This is a genomic window from Kosakonia beeri (assembly GCF_054165705.1).
Genome location: NZ_CM135106.1, coordinates 1913832 through 1938909, shown reverse-complemented (window position 1 = coordinate 1938909; position 25078 = coordinate 1913832). Strand labels below are relative to the sequence as shown.

Sequence of the window (25078 nt, the reverse complement as noted above, 5' to 3'; positions counted from 1 at the left end):
AGCTAGCGTTATGGCGAAGATCATTGGCGGCCTGGCCGTTTCTCATACCCCAACCATCGGCTTTGCCGTCGATCACAACAAACAACATGAAAGCGCCTGGGCGCCGATTTTCGAGAGTTTTGCCCCCATGCAACGCTGGCTTGCCGAGAATAAACCCGACGCAGTCGTCTATATCTTCAACGATCATGTGACATCGTTTTTTTTCGATCACTATTCGGCCTTCTCACTGGGGATCGATCACCAGTACCCCGTGGCTGATGAAGGCGGTGGCGCGCGTGATTTGCCCCCGGTAAAAGGCGATGCCGCGCTCTCACGTCATATTGGCACAAGCCTGATGAGTGATGAGTTCGACATGTCATTCTTCATGGATAAGCCGCTCGATCACGGCTTGTTTTCGCCACTCTCAGCATTAATGCCGTGTAAACCAGAGTGGCCGACACGCGTAATTCCGTTGCAGGTAGGGGTGTTGCAGTTTCCTATTCCGTCAGCGCGACGTTGTTATAAACTGGGCCAGGCGTTGCGTCGCGCAATTGAAAGTTACCCTGAAGATATTAACGTGGCGATTATCGCGACCGGGGGATTATCGCATCAGGTGCATGGTGAACGCTGCGGTTTTAATAACGTAGAGTGGGACCAGCAATTTATGGAACTGCTCGTGAACGATCCGCAAAAACTGACGGAAATGACCATTGCGGAATATGCCGAACACAGCGGCGTAGAGGGAGCAGAAGAGATCATGTGGCTGGTCATGCGCGGCGCATTATCGTCGAACGTGGTAAAAAAACATCAGGCTTACTATTTGCCTTCAATGACGGGTATCGCCACGCTGATCCTCGAAAATCAGGCGGGGACATTGCCGGTCAATACAGTAAAACGTCACCAGCATAAGATGGACAGCCAACTGGCAGGCATTGAAAAGCTGAGCGGTTCTTATCCTTTTACGCAGGCGCGAAGCCTCCATGCGCTGCGCCTGAACCGTTTTTTACATCAGCTAATTCAGCCCGGGCCTCGCGAACGTTTCCGCCAGGATCAGGAGGCCATGTTTGCCGAAGCCAGCCTGACCGAAGAGGAGTGCGCCATGGTACGCAACCGGGAATGGCGTAAGCTGATTCAATATGGTGCCAGCTTTTTCCTGCTGGAAAAATTAGGCGCGGTGATTGGCGGCTCTAATCTGGATATTTATGCTGCAATGCGGGGCGTTTCCCTTGAAGAATTTATGAAGACGCGAAATCAACAAGTTACCTACTCCGTGGCAGGCAAAGAGAAAGTGAACTAACCAGTATGGGGTGGGATCCCGCCACCCCTTCATTATTTGAGAATGCGCACGCCATTTGAGAAACAAGACACACGGCAGGGTTTCGCTTATTTTTATCGCCAGCCTAAAATCAACCTGTGTGCAATAACATCACCCGCAATTTTATATTTTGGCTATAGCAAACTGCAGCACTGCCCCCCTTCAGACAGGAAAACAAATCGTGGCGAAAATTCCCGTTAGCTATCCGTCAGCAATATTATGGCTTGCCTGGCATGCAGTTTAAATTTGATAATCAATCACCGTTTCATCCGGCTCCATCACCTGCCGTTTAATATCGTCAACCGACAGCCCGGCGTTGCACAGTTCGATAAAGCGCCAGACATAATTGCGCTGCAACTGGCCACGCTTGAGGCCGAGCCAGACGGTATTGGCATCAAACAGGTGTTGCGTATCCAGTCGAACCAGTTTCCCTTCTTCGTTTTCACCGCTGGATTGTTCCGCTACCAGCCCGACCCCCAGCCCCAGCTCAACGTAGGTTTTTATCACATCCGAATCCTGCGCGCTTAACACCACATCCGGGGTCAGCCCCTTACGGCCAAACGCCTCATCAATGCGCGAGCGTCCGGTGATGCCCTGCCGGTAAGTAATTAACGGCCAGCGGCTGATCTCTTCCAGCGTCAGCGGCGAACTTTGCGCCAGCGGGTGATCGCTGGGCACCAGTAAACTGTGATGCCAGCGGAACCACGGGAATGCCGCCAGCGCGCTGTCATTGCTTAGCCGTTCACTGGCGATGCCAATATCCGCGCCACCATTATGCAACAGCGACTCTATTTCCTGCGGCGTGCCCTGGATTAACTCAAGACGCACTTCCGGGAACAATGCGCGAAACGCTTTGATCACCGATGGCAGGCTATATCGCGCCTGGGTGTGGGTGGTGGCAATGGTCAGCACACCTGAGGTGTCGTTAGTGAAGAGGTCAGCGAGCCGGCGAACGTTACTCGCCTCATTGAGAATGCGCTCGGCAATCACCAGCAGTGCTTTGCCGGGTTCCGTCATGCCGAGCAGCCGCTTGCCGCGACGGATAAAGATCTCTATCCCCAGCTCTTCCTCAAGCTCGCGGATATGACGACTTACACCGGATTGCGAGGTGTAAAGCATATTGGCGACTTCGGTCAGGTTGTAATCCCGCCGCGCCGCCTCGCGGATAATTTTTAATTGCTGGAAATTCACCCTTCCCTCCAGACCCATCAGACATGACGCTATTGTTAAAGTCTGTGGTCTGGCAGAACAAATAATAAAAACCAGCATCTTATTCCATTAAGGAATAATCCTTAGCTTACCAGTTGCAATTCGTGGCTTTCCATTGCCGGTCTGCTCACCAGCGACAGCAAAATATCTTTCACGGCCTGCGCTTGCGGCGACAGCGAACCGCGTGCTGAGACGTTGAGCGACAGCGGCAGGTTCATTGACGGGGTAGTAATGCGCGACATCCAGCCGTTGGTCGCGCTGCACAGCGAGCGTGCGGCGGACTCCGGCAACACGGTTCCCCCCATGCCGCTGGCAATGGCCGCGGTTAAGGTGGCGATAGATTCGATTTCGCCGATGATTTTTGCGGTCAGTCGGCGCAGCGAGAAAGCTTCATCCACGCGCAGGCGCACAGCGCTGTAATCACGCGGCAAAAACAGGTTCATCTCCGCCACCGCCGCCAGATCCACGCTCTGCCCAGGGCAGTCGCGCGTCCCTACCAGATAGAGATCTTCTTTTAACAGCGGCAGGCTGTTGATCCCCGCACCGGGCGCACGTTCATAGAGCACGGCCATATCAAGCTGGCCGCTCAGCAGTTTATCATTCAGCACCGCACCGCTGTTCTCGTGGAGATAGACTGTTACGTCCGGCAATTCATTACGCACCGCCTGCAGCAGCGGCATGGTAATCGACGAGGCCGCCGTACCGGGCGCAAGACCGATGGAAACCTGACCGCGCAACGACTGCCCGACGTTATTTACCGCCATTTGAGCCTGTTCGCACTGGCGCAGGATCATGCGCGCATGGGTATAGAGAATTTTCCCGGCTTCGGTGGGCGTCACGCCCCGTTTGGTCCGGATCAATAATTGTTGATCCAGCTCACCTTCCAACGTGGCAACTTGCTGGCTCAGCGCCGGCTGTGCAATATGCAGGACTTCAGCTGCCTGGGTCAGGCTGCCAATATCGACGATTTTTACGAAGTATTTCAGTCGCCTTAAGTTCATTTTGCCTCCTGTTACGGATTACCGGGCCAACACCGGATGTTATGTCGTCGGAGGAGTTGCAATATGCTTGCCAGTTTTTTACGACGCAATAAATCCTGCCTAACAGGCTGGATAATAAGAGTTTCTAATTACACCTGCGGTAATTATTACTGAAACAGTGGTTTGGGATCTGCCCCATAAGGGGTAATTTGCACCATAACAGTGCAAATACTGGCGTAAGTGCTTATTGGCGCAACAGATTGCCGAAATTGTCAGCAAACGATCGGGTTAGGGCAATCCAGCCTTTGACAAGCCCGGTGCCCGCCGTTAATATGCGCCCCGTTCACACGATTCCTCTGTAGTTCAGTCGGTAGAACGGCGGACTGTTAATCCGTATGTCACTGGTTCGAGTCCAGTCAGAGGAGCCAAATCTTCGTTCTCATGCATCTTCGCGAATCTCTATGTGATGCAGATTCAAAAAGTTAGCGTGAAAACTCTTCCCGGCGCATTTTGATTTTTCCCTCCGCATCGGGAAACATTGGTGGTCTGATCTGGGGTCATTTCAGTTCGATTATGGAGTGACCACCCTATGTCTCTTAACGACACGAAAATCCGCAGTCTCAAATCCTCAGTAAAACCCTTTAAAGTCACCGATTCGCACGGCCTCTATCTGCTCATTAATCCCTGCGGTTCACGTCTCTGGTATCTCAAATATCGCTTTAATGGCAAAGAGTCACGCCTCGGTTTAGGTGCCTGGCCCGTTATTTCCCTCGCCGATGCCCGACAACAGCGTGACGGTATCCGTAAAATGCTGGCGCAAAATATCAACCCGGCGCTGCAACGCCTCACCGAGCGAGCCAGCCATACTCCAGAAAAATCCTTCAAGTTTGTGGCGCTAAGCTGGCATAAAAGCAACCGCACATGGTCGGAGAATCACGCCGCCCGTCTGCTTGCCAGCCTGAATAACCATGTATTCCCGGTCATTGGCCATCTTTCTGTGAGTGAACTGAAGACCCGGCATTTAATCGATCTGCTAAAAGGCATTGAGAAAAAAGGCCTGCTGGAAGTCGCGTCCCGTACCCGCCAGCATCTGTGCAACATCATGCGCTACGCCGTGCATCAGGATCTGCTTGAAAATAACCCGGCGGCGAATCTGGAAGGCGTCACTGCACCGCCTGTGACACGCCACTATCCTGCCCTGCCGCTGGAACGCTTACCTGAGCTTCTGGCGCGTATTGACGGTTATCAGCAGGGACGGGAGCTGACCCGGCTTGCTGTTTTGCTTACCCTTCATCTGTTTATTCGTTCCAGCGAGCTGCGCTTTGCCCGCTGGTCAGAAATAGATTTCAGAAACAAGCTCTGGACTCTACCTGCCACCCGCGAAGCAATTGCTGGCGTTCGTTATTCAGGGCGCGGCGCGAAAATGCGCACGCAGCATATCGTGCCCCTCTCCCGTCAGGCTATCGATATTCTGAAACGAATAAAGGACATATCCGGCGGTCAGGAGCTGGTATTCCCCGGAGACCATAACCCTTATAAACCGATGTGTGAAAATACCGTCAATAAGGCGCTGCGCTTGATGGGCTACGACACGAAAAAAGAGATATGCGGCCACGGATTTCGCACTATGGCCTGTAGCGCACTGATGGAGTCCGGGCTATGGTCGCAGGATGCGGTTGAACGCCAGATGAGCCATCAGGAGCGTAACAGTGTGCGGGCGGCGTATATCCATAAAGCGGAATACCTCGACGCCCGCAAAGTGATGATGCAGTGGTGGTCAGATTATCTGGATAAGAACCGGCAGGAGTATGTCGCGCCTTATATATACGCGCGGCAGTAACAACCAGGCAGGATAAGTTCTGACTTAGGCAGCTTCAGCAAAAGGAGCTGCCTCGTTGCGCTGTGTCGTCGTAATGAAACGCAGAAATAAGCAGGTGTTTTAACATGGCAGTGAAGAGATTTATTTTATCTTGCGCAAAATAGTGTCAGGGTGGATACGCACCAGACGGCACAATTTTACAAACTCCACAACATCCAGTCGTCTTTCGCCACTTTCCACTTTGGCAATAAATGACTGAGGACGGCCAACCGCTCTGGCAAGCTCGTCCTGAGTAATATGGCTGGCGATCCTTGCTTCCCGTAACGCTTTTATTACCATCTGGTATTCAGCGGAGTAAACCGAACTCATTTTTATGCCCCAACAAAATATTGAAGCCAATATCTTTGAACGCTTTAATTATCCCAAAATAGGATTACAATGATTAATAAATCCTTCCCAGTTATTCACTGTATCAATCACATTTCATCCATAATGGTTTTTATAACGCCTGCCGGATCCAGTGAAAGAAGCTGCGCGAGATGGATAAACTCGACCACATCCAGCCTGCGTTCACCGTTCTCCACTTTCGCCAGGAACGACTGCGGCTTACCCAAGCGCTCCGCAACGACGGCCTGTGTCAGGCCCTGCCCGCGTCTGGCTTCGCGCAATTTTTTGATAATTAACTGATATTGCTCTGAATAAATGGATGACATAAGTACGACTCGATAATTATCCTAAAATCGAATATCAGTCATTTACAAAATTATCCCAAAACAGGATAATTGAATTGCTTTGTTAACCATGGAGGAAAACAGAATGACTGAAAAAGACTGGCATAAGGCCGATATCATTGCCGCCCTGCATAAGCGCGGCACCAGCCTCGCTAAGGTTTCACGCGAAGCAGGACTGGCCTCTCCAACACTGGCTAATGCCCTGACGCGTCCCTGGCCGAGAGGCGAATGGCTGATCGCCATCGCGCTGGATGTTCATCCTGCTGTTATCTGGCCCGACCGCTATCGTAATGATGACAGAAGACACAAAATCAGAAAGCCACTACCGGGCAGCCTTTGCGGAACAAACGAGGAAGCTGCAAATAATGCATGCAATTTAATTTCTGGTACAAACTCACCTGCAAGACCTGAAACGCTTTAATGAACACCACTACCTTTTCAGGCTCATGTACTGTTCCAGCGAGGCCTGTCAGCAGGCTTCGCTGGTGATAAATGATGATTATACCGGGAAGATTCGTACTAAAATTTTCATTGCCTTCAACATATCAATTGCCAGTCAGTAGTTTTCTTATCAGCCCTCATCAGTAAGAACATAATTAAAGTTCAGAGCCATCGATCATTTCCAGGACCAGAATAATAAACGCCTGATAATCACGTAGCGGCTAAATCCAGCTCCGAGCATAACGGATTAAGAGGCTTTTAAATTTTTGTTCCCGGCAAAAATTTAAAAGTGGAGTGCGGCGAGTAAATTCAGTTTCAGGGAAACTGTTAATTTGCGTCGCCAGACCCACCTGCAAACAGCCGCGCCCACGCGGATTTTGCAGGCCGGGGGAGCCGAATAAATTTTGCCGCCCCAGCGAGCAAAAAGACGCGCCCACGCGTCGGTTTATTTGGGGGGCGTAAGCCCCGCACACCGTCGGGGCTAAGTCTCCGGCAAAAAGCCGGTAACGTGGCGCGACCAACCCATTTAAAGCGACGTTTCCCGTTATTTCGCGCCGAGTTTACCAGGAGCAGAAATAACAGGCTAAAACGCGCGTCTTAAAGGGGTTGGTCGCGCGTAGCGCGCGACGGTGTGCCGCCTTTGACCCTGGGGATTTTGGCGTGGCGTTCAGCCACGACATTACCCCATGCGAGATGGAATGAGGGTGTCCAGCCCGCATGAACAGGCGCATGTCGTTTTGTATCGGGAAGTATACTTCTCGATACATGGGCGCAACGCGTTCACTCTGTTCGCCCCATGCTTTCGCCTCATGAGATCGACCCATACCATGAGGCGAAAACATGGGGCGATCTCATGAGGCGAGAAGCTACCAACAGAGGCATCATGGTTTTAAATAAGCTGGTCGTTTTGCTTTCACCAATAATGAAGGGAGTTGGCACTGCTTGCTTTTAAGCAACAGAATCAACGCATGCTGGCATTATTACTGGGACTGGCGATCCTATTTTTTGTGTCGATTAAAAACGACGGACAACAGAAGCCCTGTTATGGGAAAGCTGATTATCCCTTTTTCCATACTGTATTTTCTGTTTGGCACAGTGACTCCGATGGTAGTCAGATTTTACAGAGTATATATCATATCAAGATCGCCATTGGTAATACGGTGCTGCCCTAATCAATACTAATTGCTTTCACCTTAACCGGAGCTACTTTTTATATTATTGTTGCTGACAATAATATGAATAATTCCCGATTGCGGACCACGGCTGAATCTGTTGTAAATAGCTTTCCATGAGTAGATATTCAAAGCATTCCCTTAAAGACCTTATGATGTTGAGCATAAGGGCGACTAACTTTTTGCGAGCGTTCAGAAATAAGCAAAGGTGAAATTAGCTCCCATACAGTATCGGGATGCTCATAACGAATAATCGAAGTATTCACTTGAAAAATACGAATTTTATTTTACTTAAATCTACGGCGGGGCAGAGTCTGGTAACGCGCCGCTTTAGCCATGCTTTTACACCTCTACCAGTTAGAACCCCTACATCATATTTTCTGATGGCTGATTCCAGCAGCCCGGACTTTCACTATCAAAAAACTCTATCAGAATATTTTGCCCAAGAAAATCTTTGATTAATTGGTTGGCTCTATTGCAATACGCCTGATCTTTTCTGAAAACCGATACGGCGACTCGCTTTATGCCCGCTCCCGCCATTCGTTTAAGCAGATGTACATCATGCTCGCCCATACCCCAGCCTAAAATCACCAGATTTTCACGCTGTTCGGCGAGAACTTCCCGATAAATCGTTGAAAGATAGAAACTGCTTAGAATAGAGTTAACCTTCTGTTCATGCGTTCCTTCGCTTACAAACAGTGGAACGACTTCCTCGCTTTGCCAACGTTTTAGAATCGATTCAAGCAAGCCAGCGTTCTGAATATGAATTTTACTCTCTTGTTCGACACGATCTCGACACAATATGAGGCTGCCATGTGGATAGAAAACAAGCGTATTAGATTGTTCATTTCCAAGCATCCCTCTTAATCGTTGCCAATCCTGCTCAAAAAGACCTCTAACAAGAAAGCAGTCCTTAAATCGATGATGATCGTTGATCCCCAGACCATATGTCATTGTCCAATAAACGATCAGGTCATAGTTAAGCGAAATAACCGTGTTGAATCTTTTTAAAAACTCGTAAATATATGGCAGTTGTTCATCCACTTCATCATGTTCAGGATGCACATCGCGTACTGCCTGAATAAGGCATTCTCGGATTCGGAGGTAGGCCTCATGGGTACGGGCATCCTCAATTTCTAAAGACTTATTGACGTTAGACGCCTGCCAGACGATACGCAGAATAAGTTCGAAATCTTTGGTTTTAAAAAAGTCAAATAGCTTACGGACATCTTCCGCCAGACACTCTCTTTGCGTGACGTGTTCAAGCAGAGATCCATATGCAAAACGAGGGCTGACGGCGATGCTTGCGCCGTTGCCCAGTAAAATAGCTCCATCGTATCGTTGCGCTAGTTCAGACCAAGGTCGAATGGTAAACGACATTTTAGTTTTCCGCTCCAGTAGTGATTTTTTCCATTAGTTTAAATAAAAAACATTTTAAAGCGAAGGTGCTAACTGTTCGCGTTTTTTAATAACAATTTCAACAACCTCCTGCGCTGAAAACGAAAATTATCTTTGTTTTCAATTATGAAAACCATTTAGGGGGCACAACCCGGCCATTTATCAATATAGATATTATTTTCATGATTTTATAGACTATCCAAGTAAGAAAATTATTTTCAGGAAATCGAACGATGCCCCCGATTCATCAATATTATTTTATGGTCAGGTCATGAGCGTTGAAGTAGTCCCGGACGATAATCATTTAACAGAACCGCACGAGGCGGAATTCAGTTTCTATGAGTTTTTCGCGGGCGGCGGGATGGCCCGGGCTGGCCTGGGAAAACAGTGGCGATGCCTGTTCGCCAATGACATGGATCCGATAAAAGCCTCTACCTACATCGACAACTGGGGCGACGAACATTTCGATATACGCGATGTACGCGAAGTTACCCCCGATAAACTACCGCTCCAAGCTGATTTAAGCTGGGCCTCTTTTCCCTGCCAGGATTTATCGCTGGCCGGCAATGGCCTGGGAATTGGCGAAAGAAATTCCACCGCGGATGAAACCACGCGTTCCGGCGCAGTATGGCCGTTCCTCGATTTAATTAGCAGGCTCAGCGAGGAAAACCGTAAGCCGCCGATTCTTGTTCTAGAAAATGTTCTTGGGTTGCTGACGCTGAATCAAGGGAGCCATTTCGCTGCTATATGCCATCAGTTAAGTAAAACGGGCTACCGATATGGCGCAATGATCATTGATGCGAAGCATTTTCTTCCACAGTCCAGGCCCCGCGTATTTCTTGTGGCGATTAGTCGCCATGTTTCCATTCCCGAATGTTTGGTTTCAGAAGAACCTTTGTCGCAATGGCATTCGTCTTCGCTCCTTCGAGCCTGCGAAGCGCTGATGAAGGATGACCGTAATGACTGGATCTGGTGGTCACCTGGCAATATGCCAGACGCCAGAACGAAAGAGCTGGATGACTTAATCAATTTTGAAGACGAAAACGCGCTTTGGCATTCTTTCGATGAAACACAACGGCTAATCAGTATGATGGCACCGGCGAACCTGTCGCGTCTGGCGAACGCGCAGGCATCTGGCGCGGCAATTACAGGCAGCCTTTATTTACGCATGCGCAAAGAAAAAGGCATCAACAGGCAACGGACCGAAATTACGTTCTCGTCCGTTCTTGGTTGTCTTAGAACACCAAAAGGCGGGGCTTCTCGTCCGCGTATTATCGTTGTTAAGGGCAACCAGGTAAAAACGCGCTTGTTATCGGTCAAAGAAGCGGCGGCGTTAATGGGTTTGCCGGATGATTTTATTCTTCCGGCGGCGTATCAATCGGCGTTTAAAGTGATCGGCGACGGCCTCGCCGTTCCTTCTGTCCGTTTTCTGGCCGAACGTATTCTGGAGCCACTGGCTATGGCCGTCCGAACTAATACCCATCGGACGGAGGATATTCGCGAATGAACTGGACGTCGCCCGTTACGCCTGATTGTTGGGAAAGTAAACTGATTGATTATTTTCTCCGGTTCCGCGCTGACGGCGACGCGCAGGATATTCGCTGGTTTGAAGCTACGCCGACGACGCTCGCGGCGGCATTCGCCGATAGCGGGGTTAGCGCGGATGAAGCTGAAGAAGCGTTTCGAACCTGTATGTCGAAAATACGGGATCTGCCGCAGCGCCTGGAAAGCGGTATGATGGAAAAGTCGACTCGTCGATCGCCCGGATATTTTACTTATCTTATCATGACGCTGCTTATCAGTAGTCAATTCGACGCGCAGGACGAACGTAATGATTTTCGCCTGAAACTACAGAACTGGCTGCAGGTCACTCATAGTTTTCAAAACTTATCCGGCATCAACAAGATGTGGGAGGCATTGGCCGAATGGCTTAGGCAACGTATTCAGGAAGGCGAACCCTATAGGCGTCTTATCTTGCCGCCACGGGATGGCTGGGTCCAGATCGGTCACACCCTGCGACTGGCATTCCCGAATAAAGCCGATCTGCGTCTGATGAGCGGGTTCCTTGAGAGTCATTCGCAAGCTGCCGCCGGTCCGCGGCAGATGATCGAATACTTTCAGATCGTTATCCAGAGAGAAAAGGTTTCTCATGCGCTGAGGCAGGCCTTCACCGAGTTCAGAGACGCCTGGATATTGGGGCGTCGCGCGCTCTTCGATATGCCGTTCTGGCGTCTTCGCCAGCGGGCTGTTGAATTGTCTTCCTCTATAGCGACGCATCGGGCAATTATTGATATGTGCATCGATTTCGATGGTTCGCGGTGCTATTTCAGCGCGGATGATGAAAATGGCGAATCCATTTTTCATAAGACGCTTTCTGAAGCGCTTAAGGCTGCATCTACCGAAAGCAGCGACAATCTGGCGAAAGCGATGAAGGCCGGTTTAATTTTCTTTCATCAAACAGGACACGGACGTTGGAAAGCGAAGCCGTCCCCTGATGAATATTCGCTGCAATTTCATATTGCTTTATCTAGTAGCCATTCTGTACGAATGAGCGAGCGCCTTGAAAGCTATGTTGACGAAGGCGAGTGGATTTTAACGACGCAGCCGCTAAAGCGGGTTTCGGCAATAGATATTTTTCGGGCAGTAAAATCCTCTTCAGGAGATGATGAAGTTACGCGCCCTCAGCTATACGGTGGAATACGCGTCCCCGGCGGATGGCTGGGATTACCTGCGTTTTTACCTTCTATCGAGTCGGATACGCAGCGCTATAAAATATATTCACCCCGGAATGATGATGCCGCAGTAGACATTTATGTCGCCGATGGACGCCTGATTTCTTCATCGCCACTCAACGGCGAATTTTTTATCGAACCGGCCCCTGAAGTTGGAGAAAAAACAACGCCTTGGCGACGTCGCACGCGTTTTTTTTCCCGCGCCCTACCGCACCCGACGTTAGGAGAAAGCGCAAGGTACCGGTTTACGCCCCTTTCCGACTGGTCGACATCTTCGCTAAAGGTGCCAACGATTAGTTTTGAAGAACCGTTTCAATGGGAAAATAGTCACGTAAATTGCGAACATCTCATGGAGGCGATTTATGCCAGCGGCACCAGCGGCTGGGAGGAAGTCGAATTAGTCGCGATAATGAAACGTGTTACCGACGATATCAGCGTATGGCATCTGATTCGCTGTCTGCATCATGCAGGTCTGATCGAACCGCGTCTGCGTCCCGAGTGGAAAGGTCGGGTATGGACGCTGGTTAAACCTACGTTGCTTCTTCTTCGGAATGGAGAAAACAGCCTGGTTGTCGTAGAAGGCGCTGTCTGCGCCATCCTAATGGATGATTTTCAAAAAGCGGTCGCCGGACTGGGAGGAAAAAGTTTCCGTCGCAGCGGCATAAGCGTCTGGTCACCGCCCGTATTCGGAGCCGTGCTTGCGGATCCTGTTACGTTATCCCAACGCATGGGATGGCCGCTTATCGATGCGTCGTCGTTATCCGATGCTACGCCATTTTCACTAGCCCCGGCGGAACGCGCCGCTGAACTGCACAATCCAGCGGCTGTCTGGAACTGGCGTTCAGGAAGTTTCCAGACGTATCTCCCCCCGAGTAAAAGTGCGGCGTCATTATCGCTCCATGTTCATCCTGGCGGGCGGGATCATGATATCTATCGGGTCGTTTCTGGGCGGGAAACGAGGCATTTTCTCTCCCGAACCGCCGCTATTATCAATGCTGGCGCGAAAAACCGACAACCGATATTCGAACGCGTGACTCAAAATCATCTGCTATGCCTTATCCATGATTGCGGCTTGCCCGACGCGTTGGCGACGGGAATCCGACGCAGCGCGCTCAGAAACGGAGGTCCAATGGATTCTGGTTATGTTTATCCCATCGGCGACGCTTCTTTTCTCTGGCTAAAATCGCTGCTTCCGGGAAGCTTTTGTTTGCTCTCACCGGGCGATGAGGGCGACGCAAACCATTTAGTTTCCGCCGCTCGTCATTCCGGCGGAAAAAAACGTCCAATATGGCGAAACGGACGGCTAACGCTGACGCCAGGATCATAAGGAAAATAACGATGAGCGAAATCCCCTGGTTTCTTGGTCAATACGATCGCAGAAATTATCAGTCTTACTTCAAAGCCGTCGCGCAGGAGACTCCGAATGGCTGGCGTACGATTGATAACCCCAAGAGGTTGTTTCCTCGAACAGGGGAAGTGGAGTTCAATGAAACTGACGCTTTACCGCTTCGCAAAGGCGAATGGGCTGCTTTTCAGGTGGGGCCCGGCATTCGCAACAAGACGCAGGCGAAACGCTCCCGCCGTATTTACCCTTATTATAATTTATCATCCGCGAAGTCGCTGCTGGAAGCGCGTCGTCGATTAAGTTTCGATGGCATAACAACAGATGGCGAACCGGGACTATGGGCTATCCGTTTCGGGACGGATGGTCTGATTCTTGCAAATCTGGCTGAGTCGAAATCAGGTTGTCTGCTTCTGTCCAGAAACCAGAGCATTCATGAATATGTTTTCAACAATAACGGTGTAATTACAGTATCCGACACATCTGAAAGCGGAAAAGCATTTTATATGCCAGATGCTGATGCTTCACCCGCCCGAATCCATGACTGGACGCCGGATAAGCAGTACATTGAAAACGTCATTCAACTTCTTTCTTATGCGGGGTCGACGACGGCGATCGCTTCATGGCTTCGGGTGCATTCGGACGAGCAAAGCGGGAAATTAAACTCCGGCGTCGATGATCTTCTGGCTACCGCTCAATCACTCCGCTCAGGCGAACTGGCAAAGAAACTGGAAGACGAAGATTGCCTGGCCCGTCAGCTTACTGAATCACTACTCAGCAATGGCAGAATCGCTGACTTGCTCGAATGCCAAATACAAAGTATCGCTGAAGAAGAGCGAGCGACGTTGCGCACTGAGCAAAAAAAAGCGCTCGAAAGCGCATTTACTGCCGAGCGCCAGCAACGTCGAGATGCTCTTGATGCGGAAATGGCTTCTTTTCTGGCAGCCCAAAAGAATGACATCGAATATCAAATTGCCCAATTACGACAAAGTGAAGAAGAAAGATTACAGGCTGATTTTGTAGAGAAACAAGCGAATATCGAGCAGACGCTAAAACATGAGAAAGCGTGCCTCGAAAGCGAAATTGATCGTCTGAAAGACGCCATTGCGGATTTATGCGCTCAGAACAAACATCAACGTCAGACGCTGGCTTCCCTGACCAGCGAGCGTGAAGTGTTTTTGGCTTCACTTGCAGATGTCAAAGAGCATACTGTTCAGGCGCAAGCCGAACTCGAACATATAAACGCCGTAATTGCTGACAAAGCTCGCCGAATGGCGTATTCAGCCATCCCGGAAGTGAGACTCCCGCCTGAAGCGAAAACCGTGTCCTGCAAAGAGTTCGGTCGCAGCGTCAGTGAAAACAATTTGCTAACGCCTGACGGAAAGAGGTTGATGGTGCAATTTCTGGCGTTAATGCTGGCTGGAGAATGTCCATTGCTCTCTGGCCCGGAAACGCAGGACTTCCTTGCTATTGCTGAATCGCTGATTTCTTCAGGTCGTTCTATCCGGCAGATCGCCGATCCAACGATCATTTCCTGCGAAGATCTTTGGGTTCGTGCGGGAAATAATATCGCGACGCCGCTTTATCAGGGATTATTGTTGAGCGAGGCTTCTTGTCCCCGAACTATCCTCGCCGTCATTGAACGTGTCGAATGTTCCGCCGCGCGTTTCTGGTTGCCAGCGCTGAAAGACCGATTGCACGGCAGCGATTTGCCTCGACGCTTTCTGATTTGCGGCACCATTGAAAACGAAGATTGTGAAGAGGCGGAGAAAATAAAGGAACAACATCTTCGCCTGCGGATGGAAAACGTCATCATCCGGAATGCGATTGCGCTGTCCCCTTTACTTCTTTCTATAGAAAATCATCGCGAGCTTGATCCCGGCCCGGCATCGCAAGGTTCTCTCCCGGATAGACTCGCTATCGCGGATGAAATGTCAGCCGGACGTTTGGATCTGGCAAATACACTACGGGCGATGAGAACAGCGCATGAAGTCGGGCTGCTTGATGCTGAAAACAAATCGATGTATCAGAAACATTTAGTCAATTTATACGCCGATATTAAAGAATAACGAGATGTACGCCCAATAAATTACAGGAGAAGGAAATCATGTTAGACCCTATTGGCGGTTTTCGCCGTATTCAGGATTTCTTCATTTCATATATAGAAACCAGCTTTCGAATTGCCGATCCTTTAGTTTCGGCCTCAAGACGCAATCTTTTGAATAGCAGTGGAGAATTTGCTGCGGAGCCCTACATTGAGCCTGTTTTACGATATGAGTCTTCTGATAAAACGCTTGAAGCTCTGGCCGAGATGGAAGGTGGGCCTCTGAATAGTTTGTCTCGCAAAGGTCGTAAGGCGTTCGCCGAATTAGCGTTATCCGGTCTGTTCGATTCAAAACCTGGTGATGAAGTCTGGCCGCGTCGTTCGGTCCACGCTCCATATAGCCACCAGACTCAAATGCTGGAGCGTGGTATTTCTCCTGGTTGTCCCAGTATTGTTACATCGGGAACAGGTTCAGGAAAAACGGAAAGTTTTATGTTGCCTATACTGGCCGCACTATCGAATGAAGCTGTCAGCTGGGCCGCACCTTGCGACGGTTATCTGCAAAATCGATGGTGGAACGATGAAAAAACAAACTGGGTTTCTCGTCGCGAAGGAGAAAAACGTCAGGCGGCAGTCAGGGCGCTAGTGCTTTACCCGATGAACGCTCTGGTTGAAGATCAAATGGCGCGTTTACGTAAAACATTGGATTCAGATGACGCGCGGCAGGTGATGGAGCATCGCTTCGCTAGGAATCGAATTTTCTTTGGGCAATATACTAGCGCAACACCGATTACTGGCTATGCTAACCATCCACGTCTTTCCGGAGTCAAATCGGAAAAGAGTCGCCATGCTCGTAATCTTGAAAAATTACGTAAGGCGTTGAAGCGAATTGATAGCGATCAGCATGCTGCGCGCGCATTCGACGAAAAAGAAAACCCTTCGGAAAAGACCCGATATATATTTCCTTCGACAGACGGCGGGGAAATGATGTCTCGCTGGGATATGCAGGCTGCCCCGCCTGACGTTCTCGTCACTAACGCCTCAATGCTAGGGGCAATGCTTTCGCGCGAAGTCGAAGACGGTATATTTGATGCTACTCGCGAATGGTTGATGAATAACAATGACGCATACTTCTATCTGGTATTCGACGAGCTGCATTTATTACGTGGTTCCGCTGGAACCGAAACCGCGATGTTGATTAAGTCGCTGATTGTAAGACTCGGGCTTGACGACCCGAAACATCGCTACAAACTGCGTTTACTCGCGTCTTCAGCATCGCTGCCGATGGATGGCGTGGATGGAGAGCAATCACGGAAATACCTACGCGATCTTTTTTCGCCCTTTGGCACTTGCCGCGATTCTCTCGATCCCGGTAGCGATGAGCCTGATTTCTGGCGTAACTGTGTCATTCAGGGAAAACCTTATGTACCATCGAAACCAGAAGGAAAAATCGCCGTGCGGCCTTTCGCCGCATTGATGCGTGTTGCCCTTGAGGGGCAGGGAAACGTCGTTCGTAATCTGAACATGACGGACGCGGTTAGTCAGGCTTTGTCTAATGTCTTCTTGGCTCTGGGCGTGAAAGCGCAAAATGGCATGCAAGGCATTAAAGGCATTAAACAAGCAGCGGAGAAAGCAGCTGCGCTGCTGACCAACGCTTGTATAGAAGATGGCAGCGAGTCGCCGCGAGCGATGCCGCCGGGACTAATCATTGATAAGGTTTTTCTGAAGGAAGACCCAAGTAATCAAGATGAATTGGAATTAGCATTACGCGGGTTAATGCTGGTGCGCGCGCTGCCGGAATCCGGGATGGATTGCGAGAAACCCGCCAACGTCACACCAGCTTTTCGCGTGCATACATTCGTCAGAAATATTGAGGGTTTCTTCGCCTCCGTATCGCCGGGAGAGCAAAAAGCGAAATTCTCCGATTTTTGTTTGGAACGTGGTTTGTCGCACGCTCAAGCAGGTCTGGGAGAGAAACGAGGTCGCCGTTTATTCGAGATGTTGTACTGCGAGGCATGCGGCGAGTTACTGATCGGCGGTCAGAAGGGACAGAATGGCGGTAACACCATCGAATTATTACCTTCGGCGACCAATCTGGAAAATCTTCCAGAACGCCCCGGTGCTGAATATTACGACGATATGACGTGGGATGAATTTGCGGTTTTCTGGCCTGTCGATACAGCTCATACAAGTCCAGCAGGCTGCGAAAAAGGTTGGGATGTCTGGGATAAGGCGACGCTTAATCCTGTTACAGGCATTGTGACGATCGGGCAGCAAATATCTCCGACAAATACTGACGCAGTTCGCGGATATCTTTATTTCCAAAAAACAATTCCGGGTAAAAAAGGCGAGCCGACAAAGAAACCCTCCGCGCAGCCTTTCTGCTGTCCTAACTGTGGCATTGACTATTCCAGCCGACCTGCCAGTAATCGTTCCAGAACGCCCATTCGCGCATTTCGTACTGGTGTGACTAAGTCATCCCAGCTTGTGGCGACAGAATTATTTGAATTGCTGCATGCGATCGGTGCGGAAGCCAAGAGTATTGTTTTTTCAGATAGTCGGCAGGATGCGGCATCCATGGCGCTGGAAATTGAACGTTTGCACTTGCGCGATCTGCGCAGGGAAATATTGGTCGCAGCAGCCAGAACGATGCTTAAAGAAGCAGAAAACAATTACATATCAGAAGATATTCTTAAAGATAAAATGACCAAAGCCATGCTGGCTAGTGATGATGATGAGTACGGTCGGCTATATGCTATTAAAAAATATCAAGAGGGCATTGCTAATCTTTGTAAGTATAAACGCATAAAAATAGACAAGCTATTAGAGTCTGAAGGTGATTCAATCGGAAGAATTACATCTGAGCTGGTTGGGTTGGGAATATCACCATATAAGTATCGTTCCAGTTCAGATGAGGACGATAGCAATGTTTGGCATGCTAATTTTACTAAAGAAGATACGGCTGTTAAATATAGCGAAGGACTTTCTTCTCATGAAAAAATGAAGATAAAAACAAAAATCACCGGCGATCAATTTGAGCTGATAGATGATGTTATTTTTGCTAATACCTTCTTCGCGCTAGAAGAGACAGGTCTGGCATATCCATGCATATCAGATAAAGATGACTTACCAGAGTTAGATGCATGGTTAAGGGTATTTTCAGGGGCCTATCGCGTTACGGATAATAAATATTTTGACTCTACACGTACTCGTGATTGGTATGAAGGAAGTCATGTCGAAAAAGAGAAAGTTAAGCGCGTTGCCAGAGTCTTATTCGGTGATAGCGGGTATCAAGATGGTTTGACGCGTATTTTAAATCAATTTTCTCAGCTTGAGCATAAGGCTGGACGAATTAAGATCGGTAAATTGTTCCTCAAAATCAGTAAGCCTGACGATAATTATTGGCAATGCGGAAAATGTGGGCGAATTCACTTACATTTAGGGTTTAAGAATTGTACTCGCTGCTTAACCCCACTCGACGTTGAACCCAGCGGAGTTGTAGAAAAGCTGTGGAAGGAAAATTTTCTTGGTAAACGCATTGTACGTGGAGAGCAAGACGGAGTTAAACGTTTCAGGCTGAACGTCGAAGAATTGACGGGGCAGACGGATGATTTCTCCGATCGCCTACGTAAATTCAAGGGCATTTTCGTTGATGAAATGAGTGAACTCGAAAAATTAGATGCGGAAATCGATATGCTTGCCGTTACCACGACAATGGAAGTCGGAATTGATATCGGTTCACTTCAGTCGGTTTATCAAGCCAACATGCCGCCTCAACGGTTTAACTACCAGCAGCGCGTCGGTCGCGCTGGGCGACGTGGTCAGGCCTTTTCTTTCGTTATCACATTTTGTCGCGGACGTACTCATGACGCTTACTATTTCGCTCATCCTCATGCGATCACCGGAGATCCGCCGCCGCCGCCTTTTCTGGCGGTAGATCACGATGCCATTCCATTAAGACTTATGCGGAAAGTATGGCTTAGAGCTGCATTTAATCTTTTACGTGAAGAGGATCATAAAAACGGAACAACTTTCCCTGGAGATAAACTCGTTCCGCCTGATATTCATGGCGAATATGTTTCTACGCATGATTACTATCATAGCGATGAAACTAATTGGGCTGAACGATTGCTGGGAGCGTTGAAAGCAACTCAGAATATACATGATCGCTTTATGAAAGCAGCAACGTTCGATCCAGAGCAAAAACAACGACTTAATTCAATATTAAATGCGGAAAAAATAATTGATGAAATCGCTGAACTGAAAATTTATGTCCCTGAAGAGGATATGGGGCTTGCACGTTTCCTGGCCGAGCACGGTAAATTGCCGATGTATGGAATGCCGACTCGGGTGCGCAACCTTTATTTGGGATTGCGTAAAACAAAAGGTCTAAACGCGCAAGAAGAATACGAATGGTCGACGATGGATCGCGATCTTGATCTCGCAGTTTTCGAGTATGCTCCAGGCTCAGTATTAATCAAGGATAAGAAAAAGCATGAGGTAATAGGCTTCACAGGTAATTACCAAGAACCACAGGTCCAGAACAACCGAATATCGGATCTCTCGACGGTAGGCTCGTGGCAGGAGTCATGCAGCCATGTAGCAGTTTGCCCGGCATGTGGTTCCGCAAAGCTAGAGCTACATAAACCTGACAACGATATTAATTGCGAGGATTGCTGCACGCCGATCAGTCCTGACGAATTCAGGCTTTATATCACGCCAGCCGCTTTTCGTACGGATTTCAAACCCAAAGACGATATTGATAATTTTATCCGCATGTCGTTGAAAACCACAGCAACAGTGTTACATGAAGGCGTTCCAACAAAATGCGATTCCTTCACTGTACAACGCGGTGAAGTGACCATTCTACGCCTCAACGATGGTCCCATTAACGGAGATAAGGAAGGCGAACGATTTAATGTTGACTTGGTGAACGATCAAAAAGCGCCAATGCCCTTTTCTACTTATTGCCCGTCAGTTAAAGGCGAGCAGGCTATCGGTTCAGACTGGCTAAAATCGCACAATAACCCGCGCTGGCAGTTTCGTGGCGAGAAAAAAAGTTTTGGGCTTGTATCAAGCAAAGAGACGGAGTCTCTTCATCTTGAAATAACGAAATTCGATACTCGCCTTAATCTGGATATGGTCGCCAGATACGGCGAGTACATGAATTTGCCTACACGCGCGGCGGCTATCAGCGCGACTCAGATCTTGACGCATAAGGCAGCGCTCTATCTGGATGTTTCGCCAGATGAATTTGAAATGCTTGAACCCCGACTGCATCTTGGTAAACCCAGATTGCAAATCGCCGACGCGTTAATCAACGGTTCAGGATTATGCAGACGGCTTGCCGAACCAGCAACTGCTGACGGCTTACCTCTGATAGTCAAGCTATTACATGAGATTCTCGAAGAGAATGACAACTGGCCGATGGTTGATTTTTTAAACAAAGATCACCCGATTCAATGCCAAACCGCGTGTTACAAGTGCATACAACGCTATGGCAATCGCCAGTATCACGGCTTGCTCGACTGGCGTTTAGGTATGGCCTATTTACGGGCAATGGTTATGCCCGAATTCGCATGTGGTCTGAATGCCGCAGACTGGAATCAGCCAGAGATGAAAGGATGGCGAGAAAGAGCGTTTCAGTTAGCGGAAGACGTTGAGGCTCTACGACCAGCAACAATCAAATTGTCAAAAGAGCATTCATTACCTGTCCTTATTGAAATACAGGATGGGAAAGAGCTTTGGCGAGCGGCCGTAACGCATCCCTTATGGCAATGGAGAGATGCCGAACGTGATGCCCTGATTGACTCTTTTGGATTGACTGACGGGGAGTCGCCGCTACTATTCATTGATACGTTTGAGCTGGAAAGACGACCGCTGCGTGCGTTAGCGAACCTTAACAGAGTTAAAATATAGCAGTAGCGTTTATTGTTACTGGTTAATTTTTTAGCCCGAAGGCGCTTTCAATGCAAAAGCGCCTTTAAACTACGGCATAACATAGCGAGGTTTTCTCATGGATACACTGACTCCGGCCAAACGAAGCTATGTTATGTCCCGAGTTAAGGGTAAAGATACCAGCCCTGAGCGAATCATCAGACGCCTCGTTTATCATGCCGGGTTTCGTTATCGTTTATATGATCCGCGACTGCCGGGCAAGCCCGATCTGGTGTTTTGGGGAAAGCGCAAAGTTATCTTCGTGCATGGTTGCTTTTGGCATGGTCATGAGGGATGTCGACGAAATCGTACACCTAAATCAAATCAGGAATATTGGTTTGCTAAGTTGGAAAAAAACAAAGTCAGGGATTCTCAACATTTATCAAAGCTACGAGAAATGGGCTGGCGAGCATTGGTAGTGTGGGAGTGCGAACTTAAAGAGACGGATATCCTTCTGAAAAAATTGAAAACGTTTTTAAAAGAATGATGGACAGGCATCGGGAATGGCGTTGGTTTAAACGCTGTTTCATGTGTTAAAAATGGTGCTCAGCTTGACGCTCTTGGCAAGGTTATTTTTTATATTTTAAATTAGGAAGTTACTGCAAAGACAAGCCCAGAAAGTACATCTAAATTTCTACAAAAAAGCCCGCCTCAGCTTCCAAAGGCGGGCTTTTTACATTCGGTGATTTCTTGTCACAGCCAAGAACGAGAAGCGGAAGTTCGTAATTGTTCTCAAATGATAGCCATTACTAACATTCCTATGTTTTAATCAACGGGAAGCAGGTCAGCGCTATTTTTAATAAAACATTGCTTATTTATATAGGTAGGTAGTATTTTTGTAGAAAATACTCACAAAAGATCAATATAATGAATGTATATAATAAAAATGGCATTGAACTGAACGCAGAGTGCTCAGTAGGTGAAGAAGATGGGGTTTATGGCCTAATCCTTGAGTCTTGGGGGCCAGCACACAGAAACAAAGACTACAATATTGCCCTGGATTGTATCATTGAGCGACTGATTGATTCCGATGTTGAAAATGTCGTTGTGTATCTTGCCTCATCTGGAGCCAGAAATCATATGCCGTCCATAGCTGAAAGAAAAATCCATCCTGGTGAATATTTCTCTTTAGTGGGGAATAACCCTCGCGATATTCGCCAGGAAATGTGTAGTTATCAGGCTCATTTCAGTAGTACAGGTAGAAAAGAAGTTCCTTCAGGTAACAGGACCAAACGAATAATGATAAATGTTCCTAAAGTCACTAATAACGAATTTTGGGAACCTATAATACATGGCGAATCATCAGATCTCATGCAACCTACTGATGATGAGGGCGTTCTGAATAAAAGGGTTAGTAAATTAATAAAAAAACCTTTGAGCGAGCCCAAGGGATATGAAGCCCCTGGGATAGTAGAGCGACTTCAAAAGGTCTATGTTAGGGATCCTGCGGTGAAAGCCTGGATCTTGCAGCAAAGTAATGGCATTTGTGAAAACTGCAGTGAAGAAGCACCGTTTTATCTAAATGATGGCAGCCCATACTTGGAAGTACATCACGTGATACCACTCTCTTCAGCCGGTGCTGATACCACAAGCAACTGTGTCGCACTTTGCCCAAATTGCCATAGGGCCTTGCACTACAGTCAAAATGCGAAAGAACTAATCGAGAAGCTTTACATTAATATAGTAAGATTACAGAAGTGATGGTGCTCTTTTTTAAGTGGTTTGCAGATGGGCGACCTCCGTTTTGGCACAGAGCAGATTGCCCTTGTAGTTACGACCATAGTAACGATCACCAAATGCACGAGACCGCTCAAATCAGTTTTATGGAACCAGCGCCGATTGGTGGTCATTTTGGTGGTCTTGACAGGAAGAGTTTTCCAGCATAGCCTATTTTTCAGCCATTTGCTGGCGAAGGCGATCCCAGTCAGAGGAGCCAAATTTAAAAAGCCTGCTTTCGAGCAGGCTTTTTGCTTTATTGACCCCTGCCCCAGGCCACAACTTCCTCGTCCAGCCACGCGATAAACCGACTGACTGCCGGTTTTTTCTCTGCGTGCAGTGGCGTCACTTGCCAGTAAGACAAGGGATAATGTGTACTGAAGTCGATAAGCTGTACCCGTTCTCCACGGGCAATGGCACCCTCAATCCGAGAACGCCGCACCTCCCCATACGAATGGCAATATCCACGAGCCCCTGATAAAAGTTGACCACTGCCTGGCTGGTCATCAGGCGCACAGTCATGTGTGGATGACGCGCACAAAACCTGGCCAGCCCCGGAACCCGTCAATGGCTGGCGAAAGAGGGCAACGTCGCAACGGTTAGCGCCTCAGCCCGCGGTTTCACCTGCAATAACCGGGTGGCGTCTTCAATTCGATTCACTGCCTCGCGCATCTGCAAAGCATGCAAGCGTGTGTAACCGGGTCTTGAGCCAGTTGGTGGCCCCCCGCTTACCGCTGCGTTTATGTGAATAGATTTTCACTTCAAAGGGCGGGACGTAAAACGGCAACGGGAAGATGCGAATTTTCGCCGCCTGCGCCAGCTTTTCCGCGGCAGAGCGCGGCAGCGCCATCAGCATGTCGCTGTCGGCAATCATAAAGGGCGCGCTGAGCATTGAGGGCGTTTTTATGGCGATCTGCCGTGTGTAACCCATCCGCGCAAGTTGCGTATCAAGCACGCCCTGCGCCTCGTTCCATGGTGTGATCACCAGGTGTCTGGCCGCCAGATATTCCGCAAGGGTCAAGGTTTTTCTGGCGAGATGGCTAATGGCGACATACTCATCGGCGCACCAGTTTATCTCATCAAGTTCCGGGTGCCGTTCATCCTCTTCGGCGCTGAACCCCAGCGCCAAATCGACTTCCCCCGCCAGTAATTCAGTCAGTGCCGGGCTGTGCGGCAGATAACGCAACTCAAAGCGCAACCCCGGTGCATCATGCTGTAACTGCTGCATTAGCGCCGGGAAAATAGTAAATGCGGTGAAATCGGTAATCGCAATCTGCAAACAGTCGCTGCTGCTGGCCGCGTTGAACTCCGCCTGTGGCGCCAGTTCCTGATTAAGAAACTTCAACGACGAGGCGATAGCTGGCGCAAGTTGCGTAGCATAAACGCTGGGGCACATGCGGTGCCCCTCGCGGTAAAACAGTGGATCGTTTAACCCACTGCGTAAGCGGGACAGAGCATGGCTTAACGCCGAGGTGCTCATTGCCAGTTCCTCTGCCGCCTGGCTTACCGAGCGATAGCGATATACGGCATCAAATACCAGCAGCAGATTGAGGTCGAGGCGTCGTAAAGCAGAATGCATAATATTCAACGTCCGGTGATTTCATTGCACTTAATTCTTTTTACGATAGCGCTTATGCTGGTCGCCATCAATTGACTCCCGCATAACAGAAGGCACGAAACCATGAGTATTACCCTCCGCCAGGCGCAGCCGGAAGACGCAAGCGCGATTTACGACATGATTTATGAACTGGCGGTCTATGAAAAAGCGCCACAGGAAGTGGTCACCACCCCGGATGAAATTCGCGCAACGCTGTTTGCTGCAGACAGCAACACCGAAGCCTTAATGTGCGAAATTGACGGTCAGATCGCGGGCTATGCGGTATTTTTCACCAGCTACTCCACCTGGCTTGGGCGTAATGGCATTTACCTGGAGGACCTCTATGTTTCGCCAGAATTTCGCGGTAACGGTGCTGGACGGGCACTGCTGAAGCGGATTGCGCAGTGTGCAGTACAACGAAAATGCGGCCGTCTGGAGTGGAGCGTCCTCGACTGGAACAAACCCGCTATCGACTTTTATCTCAGTACTGGCGCACTGCCACAAAGCGAGTGGGTACGCTACCGTCTTGATGGCGAAGCGCTGGTGAATTTCGCCGGCTAAGCCCCGCGCGCCGCGCTTGCGCTTAAAGTTTGTGCAAAAAATGCCGATAAGATGGTGCAGCTCTGATTTACGCTGCTATCAGTTTGTTTTGTTCCATAACTAAAG

General features: G+C 49.1%; 16 protein-coding genes and 1 tRNA gene. 11 read left to right on the top strand and 6 right to left on the bottom strand.

What is annotated here, in order from left to right; all coding sequences use genetic code 11:
- Nucleotides 1-10: 10 nt before the first annotated feature.
- Nucleotides 11-1276, top strand: a complete 1266-nt coding sequence (locus ACUY4S_RS09285; RefSeq protein WP_458023426.1) for a gallate dioxygenase — start codon at nt 11-13, stop codon at nt 1274-1276.
- Between the two features lie 258 nt (nt 1277-1534).
- Here ACUY4S_RS09285 and cbl read toward each other — a convergent pair whose 3' ends face one another.
- Both cbl and nac read right to left on the bottom strand, forming a co-directional pair.
- Complete coding sequence (gene cbl / locus ACUY4S_RS09280; protein ID WP_458023427.1) at nt 1535-2485, bottom strand: HTH-type transcriptional regulator Cbl; 951 nt, start codon at nt 2483-2485, stop codon at nt 1535-1537.
- Between the two features lie 101 nt (nt 2486-2586).
- Complete coding sequence (nac, locus tag ACUY4S_RS09275) at nt 2587-3504, bottom strand: nitrogen assimilation transcriptional regulator NAC (RefSeq protein ID WP_312692463.1); 918 nt, start codon at nt 3502-3504, stop codon at nt 2587-2589.
- A 331-nt stretch (nt 3505-3835) separates the two neighbouring features.
- On the opposite strand from nac, the gene ACUY4S_RS09270 reads away from it, so the two are divergent.
- A tRNA-Asn gene (locus tag ACUY4S_RS09270) sits at nt 3836-3911 on the top strand.
- Between the two features lie 161 nt (nt 3912-4072).
- Nucleotides 4073-5323: a tyrosine-type recombinase/integrase gene (locus ACUY4S_RS09265; protein ID WP_458023428.1), complete on the top strand. Its 1251-nt coding sequence runs from the start codon at nt 4073-4075 to the stop codon at nt 5321-5323.
- A 120-nt stretch (nt 5324-5443) separates the two neighbouring features.
- On the opposite strand, the gene ACUY4S_RS09260 is transcribed toward ACUY4S_RS09265, so the two are convergent.
- Nucleotides 5444-5671 carry a helix-turn-helix domain-containing protein gene (locus tag ACUY4S_RS09260; RefSeq protein ID WP_458023429.1) on the bottom strand — a complete coding sequence of 76 codons (228 nt, stop codon included), beginning with the start codon at nt 5669-5671 and terminating at the stop codon, nt 5444-5446.
- A gap of 107 nt (nt 5672-5778) precedes the next feature.
- Nucleotides 5779-6015 carry a helix-turn-helix domain-containing protein gene (locus tag ACUY4S_RS09255; protein WP_458023430.1) on the bottom strand — a complete coding sequence of 79 codons (237 nt, stop codon included), beginning with the start codon at nt 6013-6015 and terminating at the stop codon, nt 5779-5781.
- Between the two features lie 103 nt (nt 6016-6118).
- On the opposite strand from ACUY4S_RS09255, the gene ACUY4S_RS09250 reads away from it, so the two are divergent.
- Nucleotides 6119-6454: a helix-turn-helix domain-containing protein gene (locus tag ACUY4S_RS09250; protein ID WP_458023431.1), complete on the top strand. Its 336-nt coding sequence runs from the start codon at nt 6119-6121 to the stop codon at nt 6452-6454.
- A 1558-nt stretch (nt 6455-8012) separates the two neighbouring features.
- On the opposite strand, the gene ACUY4S_RS09245 is transcribed toward ACUY4S_RS09250, so the two are convergent.
- The gene (locus tag ACUY4S_RS09245; protein WP_458023432.1) at nt 8013-9026 is read right to left on the bottom strand and encodes a DUF4917 family protein; all 1014 of its coding nucleotides are present in this window, start codon (nt 9024-9026) and stop codon (nt 8013-8015) included.
- A gap of 289 nt (nt 9027-9315) precedes the next feature.
- Here ACUY4S_RS09245 and ACUY4S_RS09240 point away from each other — a divergent pair, with 289 nt between their 5' ends.
- The 6 genes from ACUY4S_RS09240 (at nt 9316) to ACUY4S_RS09215 (ending at nt 22800) form a co-directional block, all read left to right on the top strand.
- Entirely contained in the window at nt 9316-10551 is a 1236-nt protein-coding gene (locus ACUY4S_RS09240) for a DNA cytosine methyltransferase (RefSeq protein ID WP_458023433.1), read from the top strand.
- Nucleotides 10548-13103, top strand: a complete 2556-nt coding sequence (locus ACUY4S_RS09235; RefSeq protein ID WP_458023434.1) for a hypothetical protein — start codon at nt 10548-10550, stop codon at nt 13101-13103. Before ACUY4S_RS09240 ends, ACUY4S_RS09235 begins: the two co-directional genes overlap by 4 nt.
- Before the next feature lie 11 nt (nt 13104-13114).
- Complete coding sequence (locus ACUY4S_RS09230) at nt 13115-15187, top strand: hypothetical protein (protein WP_458023435.1); 2073 nt, start codon at nt 13115-13117, stop codon at nt 15185-15187.
- 38 nt (nt 15188-15225) lie between these two features.
- On the top strand, nt 15226-21081 hold the full coding sequence (locus ACUY4S_RS09225) for a DEAD/DEAH box helicase (RefSeq protein ID WP_458023436.1): 5856 nt from the start codon (nt 15226-15228) through the stop codon (nt 21079-21081).
- 97 nt (nt 21082-21178) lie between these two features.
- Complete coding sequence (locus ACUY4S_RS09220) at nt 21179-21586, top strand: very short patch repair endonuclease (RefSeq protein WP_458023437.1); 408 nt, start codon at nt 21179-21181, stop codon at nt 21584-21586.
- 380 nt (nt 21587-21966) lie between these two features.
- Nucleotides 21967-22800, top strand: coding sequence for an HNH endonuclease (locus tag ACUY4S_RS09215; protein WP_458023438.1), 834 nt, complete (start codon nt 21967-21969; stop codon nt 22798-22800).
- A gap of 661 nt (nt 22801-23461) precedes the next feature.
- On the opposite strand, the gene ACUY4S_RS09210 is transcribed toward ACUY4S_RS09215, so the two are convergent.
- Nucleotides 23462-24394 carry a LysR family transcriptional regulator gene (locus tag ACUY4S_RS09210; protein WP_458023439.1) on the bottom strand — a complete coding sequence of 311 codons (933 nt, stop codon included), beginning with the start codon at nt 24392-24394 and terminating at the stop codon, nt 23462-23464.
- A 102-nt stretch (nt 24395-24496) separates the two neighbouring features.
- On the opposite strand from ACUY4S_RS09210, the gene ACUY4S_RS09205 reads away from it, so the two are divergent.
- A complete protein-coding gene (locus tag ACUY4S_RS09205; protein WP_458023440.1) occupies nt 24497-24973 on the top strand; it encodes a GNAT family N-acetyltransferase in 477 nt (158 codons plus the stop codon).
- The last annotated feature ends 105 nt before the right edge of the window (nt 24974-25078 follow it).

What these genes read in the sequence shown, in the direction of transcription:
- ACUY4S_RS09205 (WP_458023440.1), top strand. Translation starts at nt 24,497, where the DNA reads ATGAGTATTACCCTCCGCCAGGCGCAGCCGGAAGACGCAAGCGCGATT.
- ACUY4S_RS09265 (WP_458023428.1), top strand. Translation starts at nt 4,073, where the DNA reads ATGTCTCTTAACGACACGAAAATCCGCAGTCTCAAATCCTCAGTAAAA.
- nac (WP_312692463.1), bottom strand. Translation starts at nt 3,504, where the DNA reads ATGAACTTAAGGCGACTGAAATACTTCGTAAAAATCGTCGATATTGGC.
- ACUY4S_RS09220 (WP_458023437.1), top strand. Translation starts at nt 21,179, where the DNA reads ATGGATACACTGACTCCGGCCAAACGAAGCTATGTTATGTCCCGAGTT.
- ACUY4S_RS09240 (WP_458023433.1), top strand. Translation starts at nt 9,316, where the DNA reads ATGAGCGTTGAAGTAGTCCCGGACGATAATCATTTAACAGAACCGCAC.
- ACUY4S_RS09285 (WP_458023426.1), top strand. Translation starts at nt 11, where the DNA reads ATGGCGAAGATCATTGGCGGCCTGGCCGTTTCTCATACCCCAACCATC.
- ACUY4S_RS09250 (WP_458023431.1), top strand. Translation starts at nt 6,119, where the DNA reads ATGACTGAAAAAGACTGGCATAAGGCCGATATCATTGCCGCCCTGCAT.
- ACUY4S_RS09245 (WP_458023432.1), bottom strand. Translation starts at nt 9,026, where the DNA reads ATGTCGTTTACCATTCGACCTTGGTCTGAACTAGCGCAACGATACGAT.
- ACUY4S_RS09260 (WP_458023429.1), bottom strand. Translation starts at nt 5,671, where the DNA reads ATGAGTTCGGTTTACTCCGCTGAATACCAGATGGTAATAAAAGCGTTA.
- ACUY4S_RS09225 (WP_458023436.1), top strand. Translation starts at nt 15,226, where the DNA reads ATGTTAGACCCTATTGGCGGTTTTCGCCGTATTCAGGATTTCTTCATT.
- ACUY4S_RS09235 (WP_458023434.1), top strand. Translation starts at nt 10,548, where the DNA reads ATGAACTGGACGTCGCCCGTTACGCCTGATTGTTGGGAAAGTAAACTG.
- ACUY4S_RS09255 (WP_458023430.1), bottom strand. Translation starts at nt 6,015, where the DNA reads ATGTCATCCATTTATTCAGAGCAATATCAGTTAATTATCAAAAAATTG.
- ACUY4S_RS09215 (WP_458023438.1), top strand. Translation starts at nt 21,967, where the DNA reads ATGAATGTATATAATAAAAATGGCATTGAACTGAACGCAGAGTGCTCA.
- ACUY4S_RS09210 (WP_458023439.1), bottom strand. Translation starts at nt 24,394, where the DNA reads ATGCATTCTGCTTTACGACGCCTCGACCTCAATCTGCTGCTGGTATTT.
- ACUY4S_RS09230 (WP_458023435.1), top strand. Translation starts at nt 13,115, where the DNA reads ATGAGCGAAATCCCCTGGTTTCTTGGTCAATACGATCGCAGAAATTAT.